This window comes from Pediococcus ethanolidurans, from assembly GCF_964062635.1.
In the GTDB taxonomy this organism is placed as follows: Bacteria; Bacillota; Bacilli; order Lactobacillales; family Lactobacillaceae; genus Pediococcus; species Pediococcus ethanolidurans.
In genome coordinates this window covers 1,938,839-1,960,095 of sequence record NZ_OZ061250.1, presented here as the reverse complement: position 1 = coordinate 1,960,095, position 21,257 = coordinate 1,938,839, and the positions used below count along the sequence as shown (strand labels likewise).

The 21,257-nt window shown below is 37.6% G+C and carries 17 protein-coding genes, 15 tRNA genes, 1 riboswitch and 1 other annotated feature; of the genes, 25 read left to right on the top strand and 7 right to left on the bottom strand.

The genetic code is table 11. The annotated features are described in order from the left end of the window. The first annotated feature begins 8 nt into the window (after nucleotides 1-8). The 14 genes from AB3219_RS09720 to AB3219_RS09655 all read left to right on the top strand — a co-directional run bounded on the left by AB3219_RS09720 (nucleotide 9) and on the right by AB3219_RS09655 (nucleotide 1,266). Nucleotides 9-82 (top strand) — tRNA-Arg (locus AB3219_RS09720). 4 nt (nucleotides 83-86) lie between these two features. After that, nucleotides 87-160, top strand: a tRNA-Pro gene (locus AB3219_RS09715). A gap of 36 nt (nucleotides 161-196) precedes the next feature. Continuing rightward, a tRNA-Met gene (locus tag AB3219_RS09710) sits at nucleotides 197-270 on the top strand. A 21-nt stretch (nucleotides 271-291) separates the two neighbouring features. Then, nucleotides 292-365, top strand: a tRNA-Ile gene (locus tag AB3219_RS09705). A 53-nt stretch (nucleotides 366-418) separates the two neighbouring features. Next, nucleotides 419-508, top strand: a tRNA-Ser gene (locus AB3219_RS09700). 10 nt (nucleotides 509-518) lie between these two features. Then, nucleotides 519-592, top strand: a tRNA-Met gene (locus AB3219_RS09695). 4 nt (nucleotides 593-596) lie between these two features. Further along, nucleotides 597-671 (top strand) — tRNA-Asp (locus tag AB3219_RS09690). A gap of 5 nt (nucleotides 672-676) precedes the next feature. Continuing rightward, nucleotides 677-749: transfer RNA gene (locus tag AB3219_RS09685), tRNA-Phe, on the top strand. A gap of 16 nt (nucleotides 750-765) precedes the next feature. Beyond that, nucleotides 766-836: transfer RNA gene (locus AB3219_RS09680), tRNA-Gly, on the top strand. A 12-nt stretch (nucleotides 837-848) separates the two neighbouring features. Continuing rightward, nucleotides 849-923 (top strand) — tRNA-Ile (locus AB3219_RS09675). 2 nt (nucleotides 924-925) lie between these two features. Next, nucleotides 926-1,013: transfer RNA gene (locus AB3219_RS09670), tRNA-Ser, on the top strand. A gap of 9 nt (nucleotides 1,014-1,022) precedes the next feature. Next, nucleotides 1,023-1,095 (top strand) — tRNA-Glu (locus tag AB3219_RS09665). Between the two features lie 18 nt (nucleotides 1,096-1,113). Continuing rightward, a tRNA-Met gene (locus tag AB3219_RS09660) sits at nucleotides 1,114-1,187 on the top strand. A 4-nt stretch (nucleotides 1,188-1,191) separates the two neighbouring features. Further along, a tRNA-Asp gene (locus AB3219_RS09655) sits at nucleotides 1,192-1,266 on the top strand. 505 nt (nucleotides 1,267-1,771) lie between these two features. Here AB3219_RS09655 and AB3219_RS09650 read toward each other — a convergent pair. Beyond that, entirely contained in the window at nucleotides 1,772-2,494 is a 723-nt protein-coding gene (locus tag AB3219_RS09650; protein ID WP_263749499.1) for a hypothetical protein, read from the bottom strand. A gap of 217 nt (nucleotides 2,495-2,711) precedes the next feature. Continuing rightward, nucleotides 2,712-2,796, top strand: a riboswitch (SMK box riboswitch). On the opposite strand from AB3219_RS09650, the gene metK reads away from it, so the two are divergent. After that, on the top strand, nucleotides 2,794-3,981 hold the full coding sequence (gene metK / locus AB3219_RS09645; protein WP_216753561.1) for a methionine adenosyltransferase: 1,188 nt from the start codon (nucleotides 2,794-2,796) through the stop codon (nucleotides 3,979-3,981). It overlaps the preceding riboswitch by 3 nt. A 64-nt stretch (nucleotides 3,982-4,045) precedes the next feature. After that, nucleotides 4,046-5,512 carry an MDR family MFS transporter gene (locus AB3219_RS09640; RefSeq protein ID WP_216762499.1) on the top strand — a complete coding sequence of 489 codons (1,467 nt, stop codon included), beginning with the start codon at nucleotides 4,046-4,048 and terminating at the stop codon, nucleotides 5,510-5,512. A gap of 236 nt (nucleotides 5,513-5,748) precedes the next feature. On the opposite strand, the gene AB3219_RS09635 is transcribed toward AB3219_RS09640, so the two are convergent. Further along, nucleotides 5,749-6,315: a class I SAM-dependent methyltransferase gene (locus tag AB3219_RS09635; protein WP_216753559.1), complete on the bottom strand. Its 567-nt coding sequence runs from the start codon at nucleotides 6,313-6,315 to the stop codon at nucleotides 5,749-5,751. Then, entirely contained in the window at nucleotides 6,312-6,956 is a 645-nt protein-coding gene (locus tag AB3219_RS09630) for a phosphatase PAP2 family protein (RefSeq protein ID WP_216753558.1), read from the bottom strand. Before AB3219_RS09630 ends, AB3219_RS09635 begins: the two co-directional genes overlap by 4 nt. 97 nt (nucleotides 6,957-7,053) lie before the next feature. Further along, nucleotides 7,054-7,266, top strand: a binding site (T-box leader). Between the two features lie 53 nt (nucleotides 7,267-7,319). Here AB3219_RS09630 and leuS point away from each other — a divergent pair. The 3 genes from leuS (at nucleotide 7,320) to AB3219_RS09615 (ending at nucleotide 12,348) form a co-directional block, all read left to right on the top strand. Beyond that, on the top strand, nucleotides 7,320-9,737 hold the full coding sequence (gene leuS, locus AB3219_RS09625; protein WP_216753557.1) for a leucine--tRNA ligase: 2,418 nt from the start codon (nucleotides 7,320-7,322) through the stop codon (nucleotides 9,735-9,737). A gap of 196 nt (nucleotides 9,738-9,933) precedes the next feature. Beyond that, the gene (locus AB3219_RS09620; RefSeq protein ID WP_263765771.1) at nucleotides 9,934-11,613 is read left to right on the top strand and encodes a polysaccharide biosynthesis protein; all 1,680 of its coding nucleotides are present in this window, start codon (nucleotides 9,934-9,936) and stop codon (nucleotides 11,611-11,613) included. A gap of 9 nt (nucleotides 11,614-11,622) precedes the next feature. Then, nucleotides 11,623-12,348: a pseudouridine synthase gene (locus tag AB3219_RS09615; protein WP_057806352.1), complete on the top strand. Its 726-nt coding sequence runs from the start codon at nucleotides 11,623-11,625 to the stop codon at nucleotides 12,346-12,348. 186 nt (nucleotides 12,349-12,534) lie between these two features. Here the strand turns inward: AB3219_RS09615 and AB3219_RS09610 are convergent, their stop codons facing one another. Further along, nucleotides 12,535-13,362, bottom strand: coding sequence for an NAD(P)H-hydrate dehydratase (locus AB3219_RS09610; RefSeq protein ID WP_216762501.1), 828 nt, complete (start codon nucleotides 13,360-13,362; stop codon nucleotides 12,535-12,537). A 131-nt stretch (nucleotides 13,363-13,493) separates the two neighbouring features. Here AB3219_RS09610 and AB3219_RS09605 point away from each other — a divergent pair, with 131 nt between their 5' ends. The 5 genes from AB3219_RS09605 to AB3219_RS09585 all read left to right on the top strand — a co-directional run bounded on the left by AB3219_RS09605 (nucleotide 13,494) and on the right by AB3219_RS09585 (nucleotide 16,669). Then, nucleotides 13,494-13,952, top strand: a complete 459-nt coding sequence (locus AB3219_RS09605; RefSeq protein ID WP_057806357.1) for a universal stress protein — start codon at nucleotides 13,494-13,496, stop codon at nucleotides 13,950-13,952. A 167-nt stretch (nucleotides 13,953-14,119) separates the two neighbouring features. After that, complete coding sequence (locus AB3219_RS09600) at nucleotides 14,120-15,229, top strand: glycosyltransferase (RefSeq protein ID WP_216753554.1); 1,110 nt, start codon at nucleotides 14,120-14,122, stop codon at nucleotides 15,227-15,229. 89 nt (nucleotides 15,230-15,318) lie between these two features. Continuing rightward, the gene (locus tag AB3219_RS09595) at nucleotides 15,319-16,134 is read left to right on the top strand and encodes a Cof-type HAD-IIB family hydrolase (protein ID WP_216753553.1); all 816 of its coding nucleotides are present in this window, start codon (nucleotides 15,319-15,321) and stop codon (nucleotides 16,132-16,134) included. A gap of 22 nt (nucleotides 16,135-16,156) precedes the next feature. Next, entirely contained in the window at nucleotides 16,157-16,378 is a 222-nt protein-coding gene (locus tag AB3219_RS09590; RefSeq protein WP_216753552.1) for a hypothetical protein, read from the top strand. Between the two features lie 12 nt (nucleotides 16,379-16,390). Further along, complete coding sequence (locus AB3219_RS09585) at nucleotides 16,391-16,669, top strand: hypothetical protein (protein ID WP_216753551.1); 279 nt, start codon at nucleotides 16,391-16,393, stop codon at nucleotides 16,667-16,669. A 49-nt stretch (nucleotides 16,670-16,718) separates the two neighbouring features. On the opposite strand, the gene AB3219_RS09580 is transcribed toward AB3219_RS09585, so the two are convergent. Beyond that, a tRNA-Leu gene (locus AB3219_RS09580) sits at nucleotides 16,719-16,802 on the bottom strand. Between the two features lie 569 nt (nucleotides 16,803-17,371). Here AB3219_RS09580 and AB3219_RS09575 point away from each other — a divergent pair. After that, on the top strand, nucleotides 17,372-18,031 hold the full coding sequence (locus tag AB3219_RS09575) for a deoxynucleoside kinase (protein WP_216753889.1): 660 nt from the start codon (nucleotides 17,372-17,374) through the stop codon (nucleotides 18,029-18,031). A gap of 69 nt (nucleotides 18,032-18,100) precedes the next feature. On the opposite strand, the gene AB3219_RS09570 is transcribed toward AB3219_RS09575, so the two are convergent. Together AB3219_RS09570 and AB3219_RS09565 are read right to left on the bottom strand one after the other, a co-directional pair. Continuing rightward, nucleotides 18,101-19,927, bottom strand: coding sequence for a heavy metal translocating P-type ATPase (locus AB3219_RS09570; protein WP_216753888.1), 1,827 nt, complete (start codon nucleotides 19,925-19,927; stop codon nucleotides 18,101-18,103). Between the two features lie 101 nt (nucleotides 19,928-20,028). After that, nucleotides 20,029-21,153, bottom strand: coding sequence for an MFS transporter (locus AB3219_RS09565; RefSeq protein ID WP_216753887.1), 1,125 nt, complete (start codon nucleotides 21,151-21,153; stop codon nucleotides 20,029-20,031). Nucleotides 21,154-21,257: the final 104 nt, after the last annotated feature.

Genomic DNA, 21,257 nt, shown 5'->3' with positions numbered 1-21,257 from the left:
TTTAATAAGCACCCATAGCGCAATTGGATAGAGTGTCTGACTACGAATCAGAAGGTTGTAGGTTCGACTCCTACTGGGTGCATTTTCGGGAAATAGCTCAGCTTGGTAGAGCACCTGGTTTGGGACCAGGGGGTCGCAGGTTCGAATCCTGTTTTCCCGATTAAATGTTTTTTTATGCATTTAAGTCAATTTAGATCGCGGTGTAGCTCAGCTGGCTAGAGCGTCCGGTTCATACCCGGGAGGTCGAGGGTTCGATCCCCCCCGCCGCGATAGGTTTTAATATACGAACTTGGACCTTTAGCTCAGTTGGTTAGAGCAGACGGCTCATAACCGTTCGGTCGTAGGTTCGAGTCCTACAAGGTCCATCTAATGTGTTTTAAAGATATATTAGTGGACAATGAAAACCGTATATTGTAATGGAGGATTACCCAAGTCTGGCTGAAGGGAACGGTCTTGAAAACCGTCAGGTGGGTCAAACCACGCGAGAGTTCGAATCTCTCATCCTCCTTTTTGATTATCGCGGGATGGAGCAGTCTGGTAGCTCGTCGGGCTCATAACCCGAAGGTCGCAGGTTCAAACCCTGCTCCCGCAATTATGGTTCCATGGTCTAGTTGGTTTAGGACGCCTGCCTGTCACGCAGGAGATCACGAGTTCGAGTCTCGTTGGAACCGTTAATGGCTCGGTAGCTCAGTTGGTAGAGCAACGGATTGAAGCTCCGTGTGTCGGCGGTTCGATTCCGTCCCGCGCCATCTCTAATATAGTTCTGCGGGTGTAGTTTAGTGGTAAAATCACAGCCTTCCAAGCTGTTGTCGCGAGTCCGATTCTCGTCACCCGCTTTTTTATATGATGGGCCTATAGCTCAGCTGGTTTAGAGCGCACGCCTGATAAGCGTGAGGTCGATGGTTCAAGTCCATTTAGGCCCATTGGAGAAGTACTCAAGTGGCTGAAGAGGTGCCCCTGCTAAGGGTATAGGTCGCGTAAGCGGCGCGAGGGTTCAAATCCCTCCTTCTCCGTTGTTTTATGACCCGTTGGTCAAGTGGTTTAAGACACTGCCCTTTCACGGCAGTAACATGGGTTCGAATCCCGTACGGGTCATTTTCATTTATATATTATCGCGGGATGGAGCAGTCTGGTAGCTCGTCGGGCTCATAACCCGAAGGTCGCAGGTTCAAACCCTGCTCCCGCAATTATGGTTCCATGGTCTAGTTGGTTTAGGACGCCTGCCTGTCACGCAGGAGATCACGAGTTCGAGTCTCGTTGGAACCGTCACGCAAAGTGATCGTTCTTAACTGTTAAATTTACGCTGATATGAGAAATCATATCGGTTTTTTTTGTTTACAAAAAAATTCTGTTACTGGATTATCATATTAGTAATCTATCAACAGAAAAAAATATAGAGCCAAACATTATAGAGAGAATACCATTGAAAATCTAAAGTTTAAAACTACAAAAATACATCTCGTTGCCTGATATAAAAACAATCAAGGTAACAAAATTAGATTAAACTGCCGTTTTCCAGCAAATTTGAACTGGAACGTAAAGGTTGAAAGTATCACAATCACTTTAATAACTGCTGTTAAATGACTTAAACTTCAAAAAATAGTTTAACTGCCGTTCTGCGGCTCGCATGGTCTGGAACGGGGCGCGAGTTCCGGATCAGCGAATGATATTGAGAGAGTCTGAATTATTTAATTAAATCTTATGAAGAAATTAAAAAATAGAAAGAAAAAAACTCACTATCGATGATAAAAAGTAGTTAGTGAGCTATGGATTACAGAAAGAATAGTAGGTTAAAAACTAGATTTAAAAAAACATTGATAATGAGCTGAAGTTTTCGTTGTTTTAAAAATTGTTGCAAAATTGCAGAAATAATAATGAGTGCCATTGAGGCCAATCCAAATGTGGTGAAATGGGTCATTAATAAAAGAAGGATGCACAGCACGCCTAAAACCAAGCGAATAATTATACTAAAGTTAGAATCCTTAATAAATTGCGGCAGGAAGAAAAAAGCAAAACTTAAAGTTGGAATACTTAAAATTGATAGAAAATTCGTAGATAAAAAGCCACACTGTATATAAAACAAAATTTCTGGCAAGATAAATTCCGAACTGACCGTAAATAAAACTAACCCTGCCCAGTTAGTTTTGAAAGAGAGAAAAAACGTTACTAGCGTAAGTAAACTCAAAAAAAGTAATAGGCTAATTGTTGGTGAAATGCTTGAAAAGGCTAAGGCTGCAATTAAAACGGCAATTCCGGACATGCCTAAAAAAATTGGAGCGGATATTTTATTTGTAAAACGATCAAAGATAAGAAAGTTGAACATAAAAACAAACAGTACAATTAAAACTTGATTGCTAACGGTATGCTGTATATTTGTATTGAGCTGGTGACTATAAAGAGTCGGTACAAACCAGGTTATGAATGTTTGAACTGCCGTAAGAATCAATGGAAACAATGTTTGTTTATTTACATTAGTTAAACGTATATTTTGCATTGTTAGTTCTCCTATGTGAAATACTTCAATCGTAAACAAAGTTTTGTTAAACGTCAACTAAAATCCGACTTTTAAAGGATTTTCATTTGTGATAAGATTGTTAAGATGGCTTTCAAATTTTTCGTGATCAAGAATATTGTCAGAATGATTACAGTCTAATAATAAAGCGATCATGGAAAGTTTGAGAGTTATAAAGCACGGGTTATAACAATCGAACAAACGTAATTTTGTTCCCGAAAGGATTTGCCTTTATAGCAAAGATGCCTTGTAACCGTTATTAATAAGGGGGAAATTTTCACATGCAAGAAAGACATTTATTTACTTCTGAATCAGTTTCAGAAGGACATCCAGATAAAATTGCGGATCAAATTAGTGATGCAATTTTAGACGCGATGTTAGCACAAGATCCACAGGCCCGCGTTGCCTGCGAAACTACCGTTACAACTGGTTTAGTAGTTGTTGTGGGTGAGATTAGTACGACAGCTTACGTTGATATTCAAAAAACTGTTCGTCAAACTATCAAAGATATTGGCTATAAAGATGGTGAATATGGTTTTGATGGTGATAATTGTGCTGTTATGGTTGCAATTGATGAGCAGTCACCAGATATTGCCCAAGGTGTCGATGATTCTTTGGAAAATCGTGAAGGCGATGAAGATCCATTAGACAAGATCGGTGCTGGTGATCAGGGCCTTATGTTTGGTTTTGCGATCGATGAAACACCTGAACTAATGCCATTACCAATTATGTTAAGTCATCACTTGATGCAAAAAACAGCCGCAGTTCGCAAATCTGGCGAGCTACAGTATTTACGACCTGATGCAAAAGCTGAAGTTACCGTTGAATATGACGATAACGAAAAACCAGTTCGCGTCGATACCGTTGTTTTAAGTACACAACATGATCCTAATGTGTTGTTGGAGACAATTCGAAAAGATGTTGTTGAGCATATTATTAAACCTGTGATTCCGGCGAACCTACTTGATGATAAAACTAAATATTTTATTAATCCAACGGGTCGTTTCGTCATCGGTGGTCCACAAGGTGATGCCGGATTAACAGGTCGAAAGATCATTGTGGATACTTATGGTGGTTTTGCACGGCATGGTGGTGGTGCTTTCTCAGGAAAAGACGCTACAAAGGTTGATCGTTCTGCCAGTTATGCAGCTCGTTACATTGCCAAGAATATCGTGGCTGCAGGTTTTGCTCATAAAGTTGAAGTTCAGTTAGCTTATGCGATTGGCGTTGCCCAACCGGTTTCAGTTTCAGTTGATACGTTTGGGACAGGAAGTGTTTCTGAGGAAAAACTTGCTGCTGCTATTCGAAAGGTGTTTGACCTTCGACCAGCTGGAATCATTAAAATGTTAGATTTACAACGACCAATTTATAAGAAAACAGCCGCTTACGGACACTTTGGCCGTACGGATATTGATTTACCATGGGAACACACTGATAAAGTTGATGAATTAAAAGCATTATTGAAGTAATGATGATGAATAAAATCTCTTCTGCAAATTAAGTGGAAGAGATTTTTTAGATGGAGAGTGGATAATGACAGCGAAAAAAACAAACGTTACGTTGGTCACAATTGCTATTTTTGTAGCGACATTTTTAACGGCCGTAGAGGGAACCATTGTCTCGACTGCAATGCCAACAATAGTTGGTGATCTTCATGGCGTTAATTTAATGAACTGGATAGTTTCAATTTATTTATTAACAAATGCAGTTGCCACACCAATTTACGGAAAGTTGGCAGATCTTTTTGGACGCAAACGAATATTTATCATTGGTATTCTTATTTTTATTATTGGTTCAACTTTAAGTGGAACTGCCAATTCAATGCCAACACTGATTAGCTGGCGAGCGTTACAAGGGGTTGGTGCAGGGTGTATCATGCCAGTTGCTAACACCATTATTGCTGATATTTATCCATTTGAAAAACGTGCACGCGTCATGGGATTAAATGGCGCAGCATGGGGGATTGCAGCCATTGTGGCACCATTATTAGGTGGTTTTATTGTTGATCAATTAACATGGCACTGGGTATTTTTTATTAATATTCCGATTGGCTTGATAACTGTAGCCATGATTGCACTATATCTTCATGAAGATGCGCGAACAATTTCAGCTAAAATTGATTATTTAGGGACACTTTGGCTGACGATTGCGTTACTTAGCTTAATGTACGGCTTTCAAGTGCTTGGTGAAACGAGCTTTACATGGGAAACGGTTGAAACTTGTTTTGCAGTAACTGTTATTGCTATTTTTCTATTTATTAAACGAGAACAAAAAGCGGATGATCCAATTATTTCGTTAAAATTATTTAAGAATCGCACGTTTATCACTCAAAATGTAGCTACCATGTTAGTATCAGGTTTTTTAATCGGTTTTGAAGTTTATATTCCAACTTGGACACAAGGGTTACTGGGATTACCAGCTTCGTTAGCCGGTTTTGCAGTAACACCAAGTTCAGTAATGTGGATTTTTGGTTCATTCTTAGCAGGTAAATTTATTCTCAAACTTACCCCTAAACAGACTTTGATGATTAGTTTGGCTTTATTACTGATTGGTAGTTCTTGGTTGGCGTTGTTACCACAGACCACGCCGTTTTGGCTGTTCTTTGTGATTTCCACCGTGTTAGGTGTTGCATTCGGAATTACCATTACTTCAACAACAGTTACGTCACAACGATTGGTTGAAGCTAAAGATATGGGGGTTGCCACTTCCTTTAATACCCTTGCACGAACACTGGGACAGACTATAATGATGTCTATTTTTGGTATTATCATGAATGGCACAATGAACAGTGGTATTGCGCAACATAATAATTTGAATTTAGGGATGATGAACAAGTTAATTAATCCACAAACAGCCTCATCATTACAAGCAAAACTATTACCAACGTTAAGAACCATTTTATATCAAGCACTGCATAATATTTATTTAGCCGGAGTTTGTTTGATTATTTTGGCCATTGTGATTAATGCGGTGGATCATCGAAAAAAGCAAACTATCTAAAGGTTGAAAGCACAAAAATGTATCTAATTGCCTGACACAAAAATGTTCATAGGTAACAAAATTAGATTAAAATGCCGTCTTCCAGACCGAGTGAGCCGCAGGACGGCAGTTAAACTGTTTTTTGGAGTCTAAGTCGTTTAACAGCAGTTATTGAAGTGATCTTGATACTTTCAACCTTTAGAAACTATCTAAAAACTGCCCTCTGAACACTTAAACGATGTTTAGAAGGCAATTTTTTAACGTTTTTGAATGGCAAATAAAATTGGTGGATTGTTTTGCTGATTAATAAATTGATAGTTTAAAACTTGAAACTGCTTTTGCGGTATTTGATGTAAAAAGGTTTGTAATTCTCTTAGTTCGTCCTTGCCACCTGGATGACCATAGTAACTCACCAAAATTACTAATCCGCCTCGTTGCAGGATTTGCAGACATTGTTTGATTGCAGAGATGGTAGTTTTGGCATGGGTAATAATAGATTTATCACTCCCGGGCAAGTAACCAAGATTAAAGATAGCAGCCGAAATTTGTGTATTTTCAGGGAGATGTTTTAATAAATGTTCATGGCCATCGTGAATGAGGCTAGTTTGCAAACTTAAACCAGTTAAAACAAGTTGAGTTTTCGTAGCTGCTAAACCGGCAGCTTGCACGTCAAATCCGTAGACACGCCCATTTTTACCTACGGCGCTTGCCAAATAAATAGTGTCGTTTCCGTTACCAACCGTTGCGTCAACCACAGTGTCTCCCGGTTGAACCACCTGGTCAAGTAAAGTATGACTATAACGTAATGCAGATTCTAAATTCATTTATTTTCGTCCTCCGTTTTGATTGGTAAAATTAAATAATCCGTTATTAAGACAATCGTTATGCCAAATAGATAACCGCCCAATACGTCACTAGGGTAATGCACATTTAAATAGATTCTTGATAAACCGATTAATAAAATCATGATAATGGCCAAAAGATCAATTAAAATGCGCTGCCATTTGTGCCTGACTAAATTTGCCGTAATGATCATCAAAACACTTAACAGGATAATTGAGCTCGTTGAATGACCGCTTGGAAAACTATAACCACCAATTGAAATTAATTTATGTAATGGTCTAGGTCTTTGAATAAGTAACTTAATGGCTGAATTTCCTAAAGTTCCAAGTAAAATACTGAGAGCAGCAAAGCTTAAAAGTCGATAATATTTGCTGTAAACTAACCAGTCAACCAAAATAAGCGTGAAGCCAATATTAGGAAGGGGATTACCAAGGGTCGTTATAAACACGAAAAAGTGTGTTTTGCTTGCGGTTCGGTTGTTTTGAACAAGTTCGGCAATTATGTGATCAAACGTGTGAATTAAGTTAGCGTTGGTTACAACTAAAATTAAGATCATAATGAAAAAAATACCAGTAAGTAAACTTAGATCTAACCATTTTCGATGTTGTTTGCTAGTTTGCATGAATGACTCCTTTGTCGTTTCGTAATGCGCTTCTAGTATATCAGATTTTTAAAAGGTTTCTTGCATTTTTAGAGTTAATTTGATAGGATTAATCCATTAATAATTGTTGAAAAGAAGTAGTAAGTGTAGAACCCTTTTCAGAAACTATACGGATAATGTGAGTATAGATTGGAATTATACCGAACTCATCTTTTGATATTTACTGGTGAAATTAGTAGCTTGTAACGTGAATTCGCGTTAAGAATTGAAGTGTTCGACTGAGTAATTCAATCGTAAATATAGGTGGTACCGCGGAAAATTCGTCCTATAAGATATTTTTTGATATCTTATAGGCTTTTTTTATATAGAAAGGGTGTAGATAAATTGGCATATAATCACGAAATAATTGAACGTAAGTGGCAGCATTACTGGCGTGAAAATAAAACATTTAAAACAAATTCGGCTTCAGAGAAACCTAAGTACTATGTTTTAGATATGTTCCCTTATCCATCTGGACAAGGATTACATGTTGGCCATCCAGAAGGCTATACGGCTACAGATATTATGGCTCGTTTTAAACGCATGCAAGGATTCAAAGTTTTGCATCCAATGGGTTGGGATGCCTTTGGATTACCAGCAGAACAGTATGCCCTAAAAACTGGTCATAATCCTCGTGAGTTTACGGCGCAAAATATTAAAAACTTTAAGCGTCAAATTCGTTCGTTAGGTTTTTCATATGATTGGGATCGTGAAATCAATACAACTGATCCAAATTATTATAAATGGACACAATGGATTTTTGAACAAATGTACAAAAAAGGTTTAGCTTATGAGAAGGAAACCCTTGTTAACTGGGCTCCTGACATGATGGGTGGAACCGTGGTTGCTAACGAAGAAGTTGTGAATGGTAAGACTGAGCGCGGCGGTTACCCAGTTTATCGAGTCCCAATGAAGCAATGGATGTTGAAAATTACTGCCTATGCAGATCGTTTATTGGATGATTTGGATTTGATTGATTGGCCTGAAAGCATTAAAGAGATGCAACGTAACTGGATTGGTCGCTCAACCGGTGCCAGCATCAATTTTAAAGTGGATGGAACAGATGAACAAATTGAGGTGTACACAACACGGCCTGACACGTTGTTTGGCGCAAGCTATATGGTTATCGCACCAGAACATAAGTTAGTTAAGAAGATCACCACAGCGGCTCAAAAGGATGCTGTAGAGGCCTATGAAAAGAAGATCGAAACTAAATCTGATTTGGAGAGAACGGATTTAAATAAAGATAAAACTGGTGTATTTACTGGTGCTTACGGAATTAATCCTGTAAACGGTGAAAAATTGCCAATCTGGATTGCTGACTATGTACTTGCTTCTTACGGAACTGGTGCAATCATGGCGGTACCAGCGCATGATCAACGTGATTGGGACTTTGCTAAGAAATTTGATCTACCTATTAAACCAGTTATTGAAGGTGGTAACGTTGAAGATGCTGCCTATACTGAAGATGGTGTCCACATTAATTCCGAATTCTTAAATGGCATGGATAAACCAACAGCCATCAATGAAATGTTAACATGGCTTGAAGATAAGGGAGTTGGCAAGAAAAAGGTTAATTACCGGTTGCGTGATTGGATTTTCTCACGTCAACGTTACTGGGGTGAACCAATTCCTGTTATTCATTGGGAAGATGGAGAAACAACCTTAGTTCCGGAAAACGAATTACCTTTAAAATTACCAGCTGCCAAAGATTTGCAAACTTCTGGTACCCGTGAAAGTCCATTAGCTAATTTAAAAGATTGGGTTAACGTTGTTGACGAAAATGGTCGTAAGGGCCGTCGAGAAACGAACACCATGCCACAATGGGCTGGTAGTTCGTGGTACTATTTACGTTATATTGATCCTCACAATTCAAAACAAATTGCGGATCAGGATCTTTTAAAAGAGTGGTTACCAGTTGATCTTTATATTGGTGGTGCCGAGCATGCGGTCTTGCATTTATTGTATGCACGTTTCTGGCACAAGGTTTTGTATGATTTAGGTGTGGTACCAACCAAAGAGCCATTCCAGAAGTTAGTTAATCAAGGGATGATTTTAGGCGATAACCATGAAAAAATGTCCAAATCTAAGGGTAACGTCATTAATCCTGATGATATTGTGGATCAATATGGTGCCGATACTTTACGTTTATACGAAATGTTTATGGGTCCCCTTACGGAATCAGTTGCATGGAGCGAAGATGGCATTCACGGAAGTGAGAAATGGATTGAACGAGTTTGGCGTTTGCTGATTGATGAAAATAACCATCTGCGTGATCGGGTAACAACTATTAATGATGGTAAACTTGATAAAGTTTATAACCAGACAGTTAAGAAGGTTACTGAAGATTTCGAGCAGTTACATTTTAATACTGCTATTTCACAAATGATGGTTTTTGTTAATGAAAGTTATAAAGCTGAGGCATTACCATTAGAATACATGGAAGGCTTTGTTAAAATGTTATCACCAGTTGTTCCTCATGTCGCCGAAGAATTATGGCAACTATTGGGACATCACGAAACCATTACGTACGCGGAGTGGCCAAAGTTTGATGCCGGTAAATTGGAAGAGGCCACCGTTCAAATCGTATTGCAGGTGAATGGAAAAGTTCGCTCACATTTGAAGGTAGCTAAGGATACAAACAAGGCTGATCTTGAAAAATTAGCCTTAGCCGATGAAACCATGAAAGAGTGGTTAGATGGTAAAACTGTTCGAAAAGTGATTGCTATTCCTAATAAAATTGTGAATGTGGTTGCTAACTAAATCAAAGTATTTTAAAAGTGATTAGTTGAAGTACTGACTAATTGCTTTTTTGTTATAATTTTAAAAAGTGAAAATTAGATTTATTGAATAATTTGTAATCCTTTATATTTTCTTATGAATTGAATTTTAATTTGAATTGCCTCGTAGTCATGATAAAATGGTTAAGATTGAGTATTCGAAAGTAGGGCGATAAATTATGGCTGAGACGCCTCAAAACAAAACACAGGAAAATGGAGCGGGTTTTCAACCGCTGAGACAAATAAATAAAGAATCTACTTCAAAAGATAAAATGATCGAGGGCTCGGCCTGGATGACGGCGGGGAGTATTTTTTCTCGCTTATTAGGAGCCGTTTATATTATTCCTTGGGTAATTTGGTTTGGCAGCATGAGTGATGAGGCCAATGCTTTATTTGCAAAAGGTTATAACATATACAGCTTCTTCTTAATTGCGGCGATTGCCGGGATACCTTCAGCCATCGCCAAACAAGTAGCCCATTACAATACGATTAATGAGTTTGCGGTGGGACAACGACTGTTTAAACGTGGATTACTGCTATCAGGTGCTACTGGAATTATTTGTGCACTAATTTTATACTTTGGCGCACCAGCACTTTCTAACAATGATGCCAATGTGATTCCAATATTACATTCGTTGGCCTGGGCGGTGCTAATTATTCCAACCATGAGTTTAACGCGAGGCTTTTTCCAGGGTTATCAAGAAATGGCACCCTCGGCAATTTCTCAATTTGTTGAGCAGTTAGCTCGTGTGGCGTACATGTTGATTACTGCGTTTTTAATCATGCAGGTTCATCATGGTAGTTGGGTTAGTGCCGTTTCACAATCGACCTTTGCAGCTTTTATTGGCGCCATCGGTGGTATGCTGGTGCTTGTGTGGTATTACTTTCGGCATCGAGCACGATTGCGAGAACTGGCCGAAAATAGTAAGCAAGAACTGGCTATTCCCGCAAAACAGCTTTATAAGGAAATTATTGCTCAGGCAACGCCGTTTATTATTATCGGTTCTGCCATTACCATCTTTCAATTGATTGATCAGTACACATTTTTCAATATTATGCAGAGTGCATTTAATTATTCAAACAGTGTTGTGAATACTCTTTATGCGGATTTTGCATTTAACTCCAATAAACTAATTATGATTGTCGTTTCGTTAGGTTCAGCAATGGCAATTACAGCGGTGCCAATGCTTTCGGAGGCCAAAACACGAGGGGATAAACGTGAAATTAACAATCAAGTTACCGATGCATTGTTACTATTTTCGTTTTTCATGATTCCTTCAGCATTGGGCATGGCAGCCATTGCCCAGCCACTTAACACACTGTTTTATCATTATGATGTTGTGGGGACATTAGTTTTACAAGTGTCATCGTATGTTTCTGTGATACTTGGACTTTTTACGGTTATTTCGGCAATTATGCAGGGAATTTCTGAAAACGTTCGGGCAGTTGGTTATTTTGCCATTGGCGTGGTAGTGAAATTAGCTTTGCAATACCCGCTTGTGGCTTATTTAGGGGTAATGGGACCCTTAGTTTCAACAGGAATTGGTTTTGGTGTGGTGAGTTGGCTAATTTTACGACATTTAAATCGTGAGTATGGGATTAGTTTTCAACGGATCAGCAAACCATTTGCTGGCATTCTTATTTTTAGTCTTTTAACGTTTATTGTGGCGTTTGCGACGGTTCATTTAAGTTATTTAGTATTGAATCCTAATAGTAAGTTCATGTCAGTATTCGTTTCTGTGGGTGCAGCTTGTTTAGGTGGATTCGTGTATCTATATGCCACATTAAGAACTCGACTTGCAGATATGATGTTAGGAAGCCGTGTAGAACGCATTCGACGAATTTTACGAATTCATTAAGGAGTAATTATGCGAATTGATAAATTTTTGCATCAGATGAATATTGGCACACGCAGTCAAATTACCCAACTGATAAAAAAGGGAGCTGTCACTTTGAACGCGCGTCAAGTAGTTTCTGGTAAAACGCAATTGAAACCAGGGCAAGATTTGGTGAAATTGGGTGAACGCGAAATACAGTATCAAGTTCATTATTATTACTTACTCAATAAACCCTTGGGCGTCATTTCAGCCTCTACGGATAAACATCAAAAAACGGTGATGGACTTATTTAATAAATCGGATTATCGACCAGATCTTTTTCCGGTTGGCCGGCTTGATAAGGATACGGAAGGGCTGCTTTTGATTACCAATGATGGCGATTTGGCGCATAAACTTCTATCGCCAGCGCATCATATCAAAAAAACGTACGAAGCAACTGTAACTGGTAAATTAGATGAACAAGTTATTCAAAAGTTTACTGATGGGATTACGTTAAAAGACGGCACAGAGCTTTATCCGGCTAAGCTTGAAATTTTGAATTATAACAAGCTTGAAAACACGACGCGTGTGCACGTACAAATACAAGAAGGTAAATATCACCAGGTACGGCGTATGTTTGGTGCAGTAGGGCAAAAAGTGGTTCGTTTGCAACGTATTAAAATGGGAACTTTGGCAATTGATGTAGGTTTATTACCCGGAAATTATCGGGAATTAAGCCAAAAAGAAGTGGATGAATTACTGGAGCTAACTAAATAAAATCTGAAATATATGGACAATGAAAGTGGAAAATAAGGTATTTAGATTTCAAACGAAACCAATCGAAGAAATCTACCTTGTTTCCTATTTTTTAGATAACAAGTCCACAAATAAAAAAATAGAGAATAGGGAAGCTGTCTTCCTCATTCTCAATTTTTGTTTATTCAATTGCAAGCGATACTTTAATTATTTGCGCGCAAACTGAGACATTGCTTGTGGAATTTGATTAATTATTTGATGAGGTAGGACAACATATTGCGATTCAGCTAAGTTGTCAGCGATAAAGCTATGCAAATACGTTGCACTAATAACAGCAGCCTCTTGATCAGGAAATTGCGCGACAAACGCACCAATCATACCAGCAAGTGTGTCTCCCATCCCACCAGTAGCCATTGCGGGGCCACCCAGTTGTAATTGATAAACAGATTGATCGGTATAGATTTCAGTGTGATGCTTTTTTAAAACAACGGTGGCGTGCAATTTATGCTGAGTCAGTTTATTTTTATTTTCTGTTTGGTCAGAAATTGGGATAGTCGATAGTCTTTGCCATTCCATTTGATGTGGTGTGAAAATAACTTTAGCATCTGGTAATTTCAAATTATGGGTAGCAACAAGATCAATGGCAGAGCCGTCAATTATTAAATGTTGTGAAGTCTGAATAGTTTGAAAAATGGTATGTAATATTTTTAAGGCTACTGAATCTTCCCCCAGACCGGGGCCGATCACAACTGTGTTTACATTTTTGATCATTTTTATTAATGCTTCATTTTCTTGAAAGTCAATCACCATCGTTTCAGGAAGCCGAGCATGAAGGCTGGCAAAATTAGTTGGATGAGTAGCGGTAGTGACTAAACCGCATCCTGAATAAACGGCCGCACTGCTAGTTAAAATGATGGCACCACCATACTGTGCATTGCCGCCAATTACCAATAATTTTCCAAACGACCCTTTGTGAGTTTCCACAGCTCTTTTTTTTATGGTTGCTGCAACCATGGCTTGCGTAATTACTTTCATAAGGTTAATCCTCCATGTGATTAGTATAACGAAATTTTTTGAATATTTAAATCAGAAGGTCCTTTTACTATTAGAATTCATAAGCTTTTGCTACAATAAAGCTAGATAAACCAGAAAGCGAGATGAGTACCATGGAAAGTCAACAATATCAAAACATTTTAGTCGGAATTGATGGTTCTGAAACGTCAATGCATGCCTTGGATAAGGCAATCGATGCAGCAATCAGAAATAAGGCAAAGTTGTATATCGCTCAAATTTTAAAACCACAGCTATCAACAGTTGGAAGAGCTTCTATTGGATTTGGCGTTGTGGAAACAGATATAGATGATGAAAGTCGTTTAAAAGAACAAAAAGTGCTTTTAGATGACGTGGTAGCTCAGGCAAAAGATAAAGGCGTGCAAGACGTAACCAGCATTGTTAAAATTGGTAGTCCACGTGAAGAATTAGCCAGAAATATTCAGCAAACCGAAAAAATCGATTTGATTTATATTGGTGCAACTGGTGCAAACCGAGTGGCACAGATGTTTTTAGGGTCGAATACCACTTATATTTTAGAGCATTCTTTAGCAGATGTAATGGTAGTTAGATAAATAATGCAATGAAGAAAACTAGGTTATGATGGCGGAATGGTTGTTTAAAATAGGCAAATAAATATTTCGCCATTAGTTTTTTTAAATAAAAGATTATGGCATTAACTAATTTAAAAATAATTATGGAGAGGAGAGACTAGGGAAAAGGGTCCTTAGTAATCTAACCTATGAAAATATTAATTGTTCTTGAAAATGTTGTCATGGATGGTGTTAAACGTGCTGCTACTGTGATGGGCAATGCATTAACCGAACATGCTGATGTGACGTATTATTCATTGGAAGATGTGACACCGTACTACGAATTACAAGCAAAATTAGTTGTGGCCAAACGTCCTGATCCAGGACATGTATTGAATTATTTTGGCGAAAAACCTTATGAAAAATACAGTGAACAAATTGAGGATTTGTGTGATTTCATTCAGAATGAAAACTTTCAAAGTGTCGTTTTGGCTGCTGGTTTAACAACCAGTTTTGCGCCACTGATTAAAAAACGGGTTCCTAATCTTCAAATAATTGTTTGGATGCACAATAATTACAAAACGTACATGACCCAGTATTATCAACGGATGCGTGAAGAATTTGTTAGTGGTTTGAAGATAGCAGACACGGTTGTTGTTTTAACAAACTCAGATCTAAAGAATTATCGTCAATTTAATGCCAACACTGTCAAAATATATAATCCGTTAACCTTATTGCCAGAAAAACAATCCGATTTAAAATCTCATCTAATTGCGTTTACGGCGCGAATAGCGATTCCGCACAAGGGAATCGACTTATTACTGGAAGCTGCACAGTTTTTACCAACTGATTGGAAAATTGCCATTGCAGGACAAGGTGTACCTGAACAAATGACGTTGTTTCGCCAGTTAATTGAAAAGTTTAATGTTACGGATAAGATTATCTATCGAGGCGCGCTGAAAGATAGTGCTTTACAAGCCCATTACGAAACGGCTTCGATTTTCGTTTCCACTTCACGCTGGGAGGGAATGCCCCTTGTAATTGGGGAAGCGATGGCCTTTGGGTTACCCATTGTGGCAATGGAAAATACGGGTTCAGCAGAATTCTTAGGACATAACCAGTACGGTTTGCTAACCAAAGCACAAGACGTGCCAGATTTTGTGAGAGGACTTAATAAGCTTATGGTAAGTGAGCCTTTGCGACATGCGTATGCGCAAAAATCATTGGAACGGATTCAATCTTTTAAAATTGAAACAGTCATACGACAATGGTTAGCAGTTTTGACGCAAAGCGATTCGAATTCAGCTGCTACCAAATAAAAGAATTACTAAATATTAAAAATAGCATTGAAAACGACTTCAATTTTCGATATGGTAGGGTTAGTAAATAAGAAAGTCGATGATCAAAAGTGTATAAATTAATCGTTAGTGATTTAGATGAAACCTTACTTGGTGGCGATGGAAAAATTTCCCAAGAAAATATTGAAGCTATTAAGGCCGCCTCAAAAAAGGGAGTCAAGTTTGTCCCTAATACTGGTCGCGGCTTTGCATCGGTACAAGTTCTATTACAAAAATTAGGCTTATATCAAGAACCTAATGAATTTGTCATTTCATATAATGGAGGAGCTATTATTGAAAACAAAAACAATAAAGTGCTCCAAACTAATGAAATGACTTTTGAAGAAGCAAAGGGGGTATTTGATATTACATCGAAGTACCCCCATAATGATACGCACGTATATACTTTAAATAAGCTGTATATCTACAATCCTCGTGAGGAAGATTTGGCGTATTTAAAACCTCGTCATGTTGAATACCAGATTATGGAAAATAATGATTTTTCAATCTTCAAAAATGATAAAATCATGAAAGTTATTACGATGAATCCTGATCAAAAAAAGTTAGAGTCGGTTCATGATGAAGTGATGCATGCTTTTGATAACCAGTTAAATGCCAGCTATTCTTCTGGAATGTACGCCGAGTTTAATCATTTGGGCACTGATAAAGGTACCGCCACTTTGGAACTGGCGGCGTCTTTAGGCATTAAGAAAGATGAAGTTTTAGCTCTAGGAGATAATAGTAATGATTTACCAATGTTACGTAAAGTGGGGATGCCAGTGGTTGTAGCCAACGGTACCGAGGAAGCAAAGAGCTTAGCCAAATATGTGACCAAAAATAATTATTTAACTGGTGTGGCTGAAGCAATTGACAAGTTTGTACTTTAATTTAAATTGATGGAGGAACAAAATGTTAAAGGCTACATTAGTGGGCGTTCCTGGTTTGATTGCAGTAGCGCTTGTGTTAATTACGTTATTTACACAATTACCATTTTGGCTCATCATTGTCCTTTGGATTGTTGGCTTTTTAGTTGCCATGATTACAGTTACCGTCGTTGAGCTTAAAATTAAATTACTTGCCATGCAGCGGCAAGAAGAGGCCGAGGCAAAGAAAGATAAATCTGAGAAGTAAAGAGGGATCGCTATGTTTATGTCTACGGAAGAGATCAATGTGGGTCACACAATTGTGGGAATTGTTTCAGCAACAAGTCGGATTATGCTGGCAGCTGACGAAATTGATCAATATCAAATGTTTGATCAGCTTATTGAAGAAACCAAAAGGAAATTAACAAAAAGAGCTGAACTCAAAGATGGTGATGGTTTAATTGGCGTTCATTTTAATACAGAGGTTGCCAATGTAGGTGTTGCACCTAAGTTTCTAATTGTAGTTGGGTATGGAACTGTGGTTAAATTGGATAAATAAAAAAACGGAAATGCTTCAAATTATCCGCATTTCTGTTTTTTATTTTTAGTGCCCCAGGCAGGATTCGAACCTGTACATGGTTGCCCATACAGCGACCTGAACGCTGCGCGTCTGCCAGTTCCGCCACTGGGGCTAAACAACAGTAATTATTTTACACTATATTCTTAAAAATTAAAAGACTAAGCCAAGCTTTGAAGTTTTAAAAATAAAAAATGTTACACGTTGTTAAAATAAAATTGACTTGAAATATGGTATGCTAGTTCATGCCTATTTTTTATGCTTAATGGCTGAAATTAGAAAATGAAAGTTTGAAAGTACTAAATTACACTTAATCGACTGACACAAAACCTTTATCAAACAAAAAGTAATTTCAAAATAACACATGATTATTGGAGTAAGCAATCTGTTGAAATTCAAGAAAAATATCAAATTAAATTACTTTCGGCTGAAAAAGCAAAAAAATATTGTTTTTGGTTATCAGTTGATGCCGTTGATTTTTTGTGTTTTGCAGTAGAGCTTTTTATATTAATTTAATTTAACCAAATTGGTTATTTGTATCAAAGTTAATTTGTTTAAATTGCATAACAACGGGATTGAAAATTTTAAGAGAAGTACTGCATAAATTTAATTAAAACGCAAGATGTTGTATGCTAAAAATATATGCTATACTAAATCTTGATTAAAGATAAAGAGGGGCCTTGTATGGTGATAATTACAGCAGGAATGATTGGTGTTGGGAAAACGACGTTAACTGGCAAGATTGCAAGTCATTATGGTTCAAAAGCTTTTTACGAACCAGTTGGAGACAATCCGGTTTTACCATTATATTATTCTGATCAAAAGAGTTATGGTTTTTTGCTACAAATTTATTTCTTAAATAAACGTTTTGCGATGATTAAAAAAGCACTTTCTGACGATAATAACGTTTTGGATCGCTCTATTTATGAAGACGCATTATTTACTCGAGAAAATAATAAAGAGGGTAATATTACAGATACTGAATTTGGTGTTTATTTAAGCCTTCTTGATAATATGATGAACGAATTAAATGATCTTCCTAAAAAAGCACCTGATTTGATGGTATATGCAGAAACGGATTTTGACACGATTTTATATCGAATTAAAAAACGTGGCCGTGATTATGAACAGTTTGATAATAATCCAGAACTTGAAGATTACTATCTGAAAATGTGGACAGCATATAAAGAGTGGTATCGTGACTATGATGCCAGTCCAAAAATTAAAATTGACTTACAAAAATATGATTTGGAAAATCCAAAGAATGTAGAAATAGTATTGGGACAAATTGATGCTGCCTTGGCCAAAATTCGTCAACCTAAAGATGTTGAAGAAGCAATGTAATTAAATAAAGTAAAGACGCGGAGTAAAGGATAACTACTAAATCCTTTGTTCCGCGTCTTTTGTAAATGATTAAACATTTTTTTGTTGAACAATTAACTGCTTTAAATCAGCATTATCTCGATGAGCCAACAGTGCCCAAAGAATAGTGACGGTATCCACAACCTCTTGGAAGAGTGCCCCAATTAAAGCAGGAATGATCCCGGTAGCCGCAATTAACATTAGGCCAATACAAATAAAAATTCCTATTAATACGGATTGCTTGGCGATCTTCATTGTGTATTGAGAGATACTCAAAGTACGGGCAACTCGACCTAGATCATCCTTTAAAATAACAATATCGGCCGATTCACTTGCAGCAGTTGAGCCACGAGCGCCCATGGCAATTCCGACATCAGCAACTGTTAGAGAAGGAGCGTCATTAACGCCGTCACCAACCATGACAACCGGACGTAGATGATTCTCTTGGTCTTTTAAAACGGCGATTTTATCTTTGGGTAAACATTCGGAATAAACCTTGGCAATCCCAATTTGATTACCAACCATGTTTGCAGTAGCTTTTTGGTCGCCACTAATCATCAATGTATTTTTAATGCCTAGTTTGTTCAATTGCGTAATTGTAATTGAAGCTTCTGGGCGAATTTGATCAGAAAAGGTAATGTAACCTGCAAATCTATCATCTATTGAAATATAGATGGCGGTTTGCTTAGGCGTTTCGAATGTTTCAGTAGTGACAAATTTCTTTCGACCAATTTTAACGTGATGTTGATCAACTTGAGCTGTAATTCCCATCCCAGTCACTTCTTGAATTTCTGAAACTGGTAAAAGAACATTTTTGTCAACCGCATTTACAATCGAACGTGCCAAGATGTGACTTGACTGTTGTTCTGCGCTAGCCGCAATTGCTAACAACTGATCAGTTGAGTAGGGAGGAAAACTCTTAATTTGATCAAGAGCCAAAATCCCTTTTGTTAAAGTTCCTGTTTTGTCGAAAGCGATTGTTTTGGCGGTTGCAAATTTTTCAATGGTTGTGCCGTTTTTGATAATAATACCATTACGGTTAGCACTACTCATGCCGGAAACAAGCGCAATTGGAGCCGCTAAAATCAAAGGACATGGGGAAGCCACAACCAGAACTTCTGCAAAACGAACTGGATCTTTGGAAATATACCAGGCAATTCCAGCAATTAAATAAGAAATGAGCGTGAATGGAATAGCATAACGATCAGCTAGTCTTACGAAATGAGCTGGTTGAGCTTCAGAAGCTTTAACCAACTTAACGATGGTTTGATATTGACTATCAGCCGCAATTTTTGTAACTTTCATGGTGATTGCACCATCGCCATTTATGGAACCTGACATAAGATCATCGCTGATCGATTTAGTGACTGGATTTGGTTCACCTGTTAGTGAGGATTCATCAAAGATTGATGATCCAGATAAGACAATCCCATCAACGGGTACCACTTCACCGGGTTTAACGACCACTTGATCGTTTACTTGAACTGCTTCCACAGATTTAGTGGTTAGGTGTCCATCTGATAAAACATGAGCCTTTTGAGGAGAATTGTCTAGAAGATTCTGTAGTTCTTTGCCAGCTTTATGAGCAGCATAGTCCTCCAAGGAATCACCACCAGTAAGCATGATCAATACCACAATGCTTGCCCAATATTCACCAACTGCCAATGTGGCAACAATGGCGGTAATTGCCAGTAAATCAACTCCATATTTGCCAGATCGCAAAGTTTTGATCATTTCAATTAACATTGTGATTGAAATGAAGATGCCAACCACCGTGATAATAATCTGAGCGGCTAAATGAAGATGAAATGAAAACTCTAGAAAAAGTGCTAAAACACCAAGAAGAACAACTAAGGCGAATTTTGTCGTATGTTTCATACAGTGCAACTTCTTTCTTATTTAGAATGATTCTAAACACATTATAGATGAAGTTGCTGTGAATTACCAGTAAAATGAAAAGCTATTTTGCTTTGCCAAGTTTAAGCGTAAAGATCGGTAAAATGAGGAGCAAGTGCATAATAAACATTCCAAAAAAAGGTCCAATTATAGTTAAAAGTGGTGATAAAGTATCCTCCAAATAACGGACCTAGTGCTCTTCCCATTGAACCGGCAAAACTACCTAAAGATTGAATTGTGCCCCGATTTTGATCATCAGCAAAACGATTTAGAATGGCTGGAATAGCAATAAGTGCCAACATTTCGCCAAAAGTTACCAGTGTAATACCTAAAACATAACGCCAGTAACTTCCTGTATTAATAATAGCTAAATAAGAAAATGCAAATGAAAGGAGTCCAAAAACAACTCGCATTTTTTCTGATTTGAAACTGGGTTTAAAGAAACGATTCATAAATGGCTGAACTAAAACAACTTCTATCGTACTGATCGTAAAAAGGAGACTATACTTAGGCACTGAAATATGTTTGGCGATCATTAGAACTGAAACATTACTGTTCCATTGCTCGTAACAAATCCAAATAATAATCATCACAACACAGATTAAAAGGATACTCATAAAAGCATGATTTGATTTCTTTTGCTTATCATTTTTTTTAGCCATGACAGGTTGTTTTTGAAGAGTGTGAAAGGTTAGTTTTATGAGTAAAGTGGTCAGCAGAAATAAAATCGCTGAACTGAAGAACACAACGCGAATACTGATACCGAATAAAATTCCTGACAAAAAAGTGGCCAAGCCCATTCCTAAACTAGCAAACCAATATCCATTATTGAAGATATTTGGATCTTTAACCTGCAAGAAAGCAATATAGCCGTTGATTGAAGAATTTAAGCCACCCAAGAAAAGGCCATATAAAGTTATTAAGACTGGATAAATTGGCCATTGAGGAAAGAACCCCAGTAAAAATAAAGCAATGACAACCCCAGTTCCGTTTAAATACATCAGTGGTTTCTGTTGCCAACTGTCAAAAAGTTTGCCGCCGATTAAATTACCAATCATCATTGCACCAGAAAAACAAAAAAGAACGTAACCAGCAGTTACCAGACTTTTGTTCAACGTACCATGAATGTAAAGCGTAGTAATTGGCATGATAAGACCAATTCCCATATTAACTAACATATTAGTGATTAAAACAGGTTTATTTTGCATGTAAATTAACGCCTTTCTTTTTGGCTCATCGTTTTCTCATTGTTTATTAATCTAACTATTACATATAGACCAGCAATTTTCAATGATTTTCAGAAACTACATTT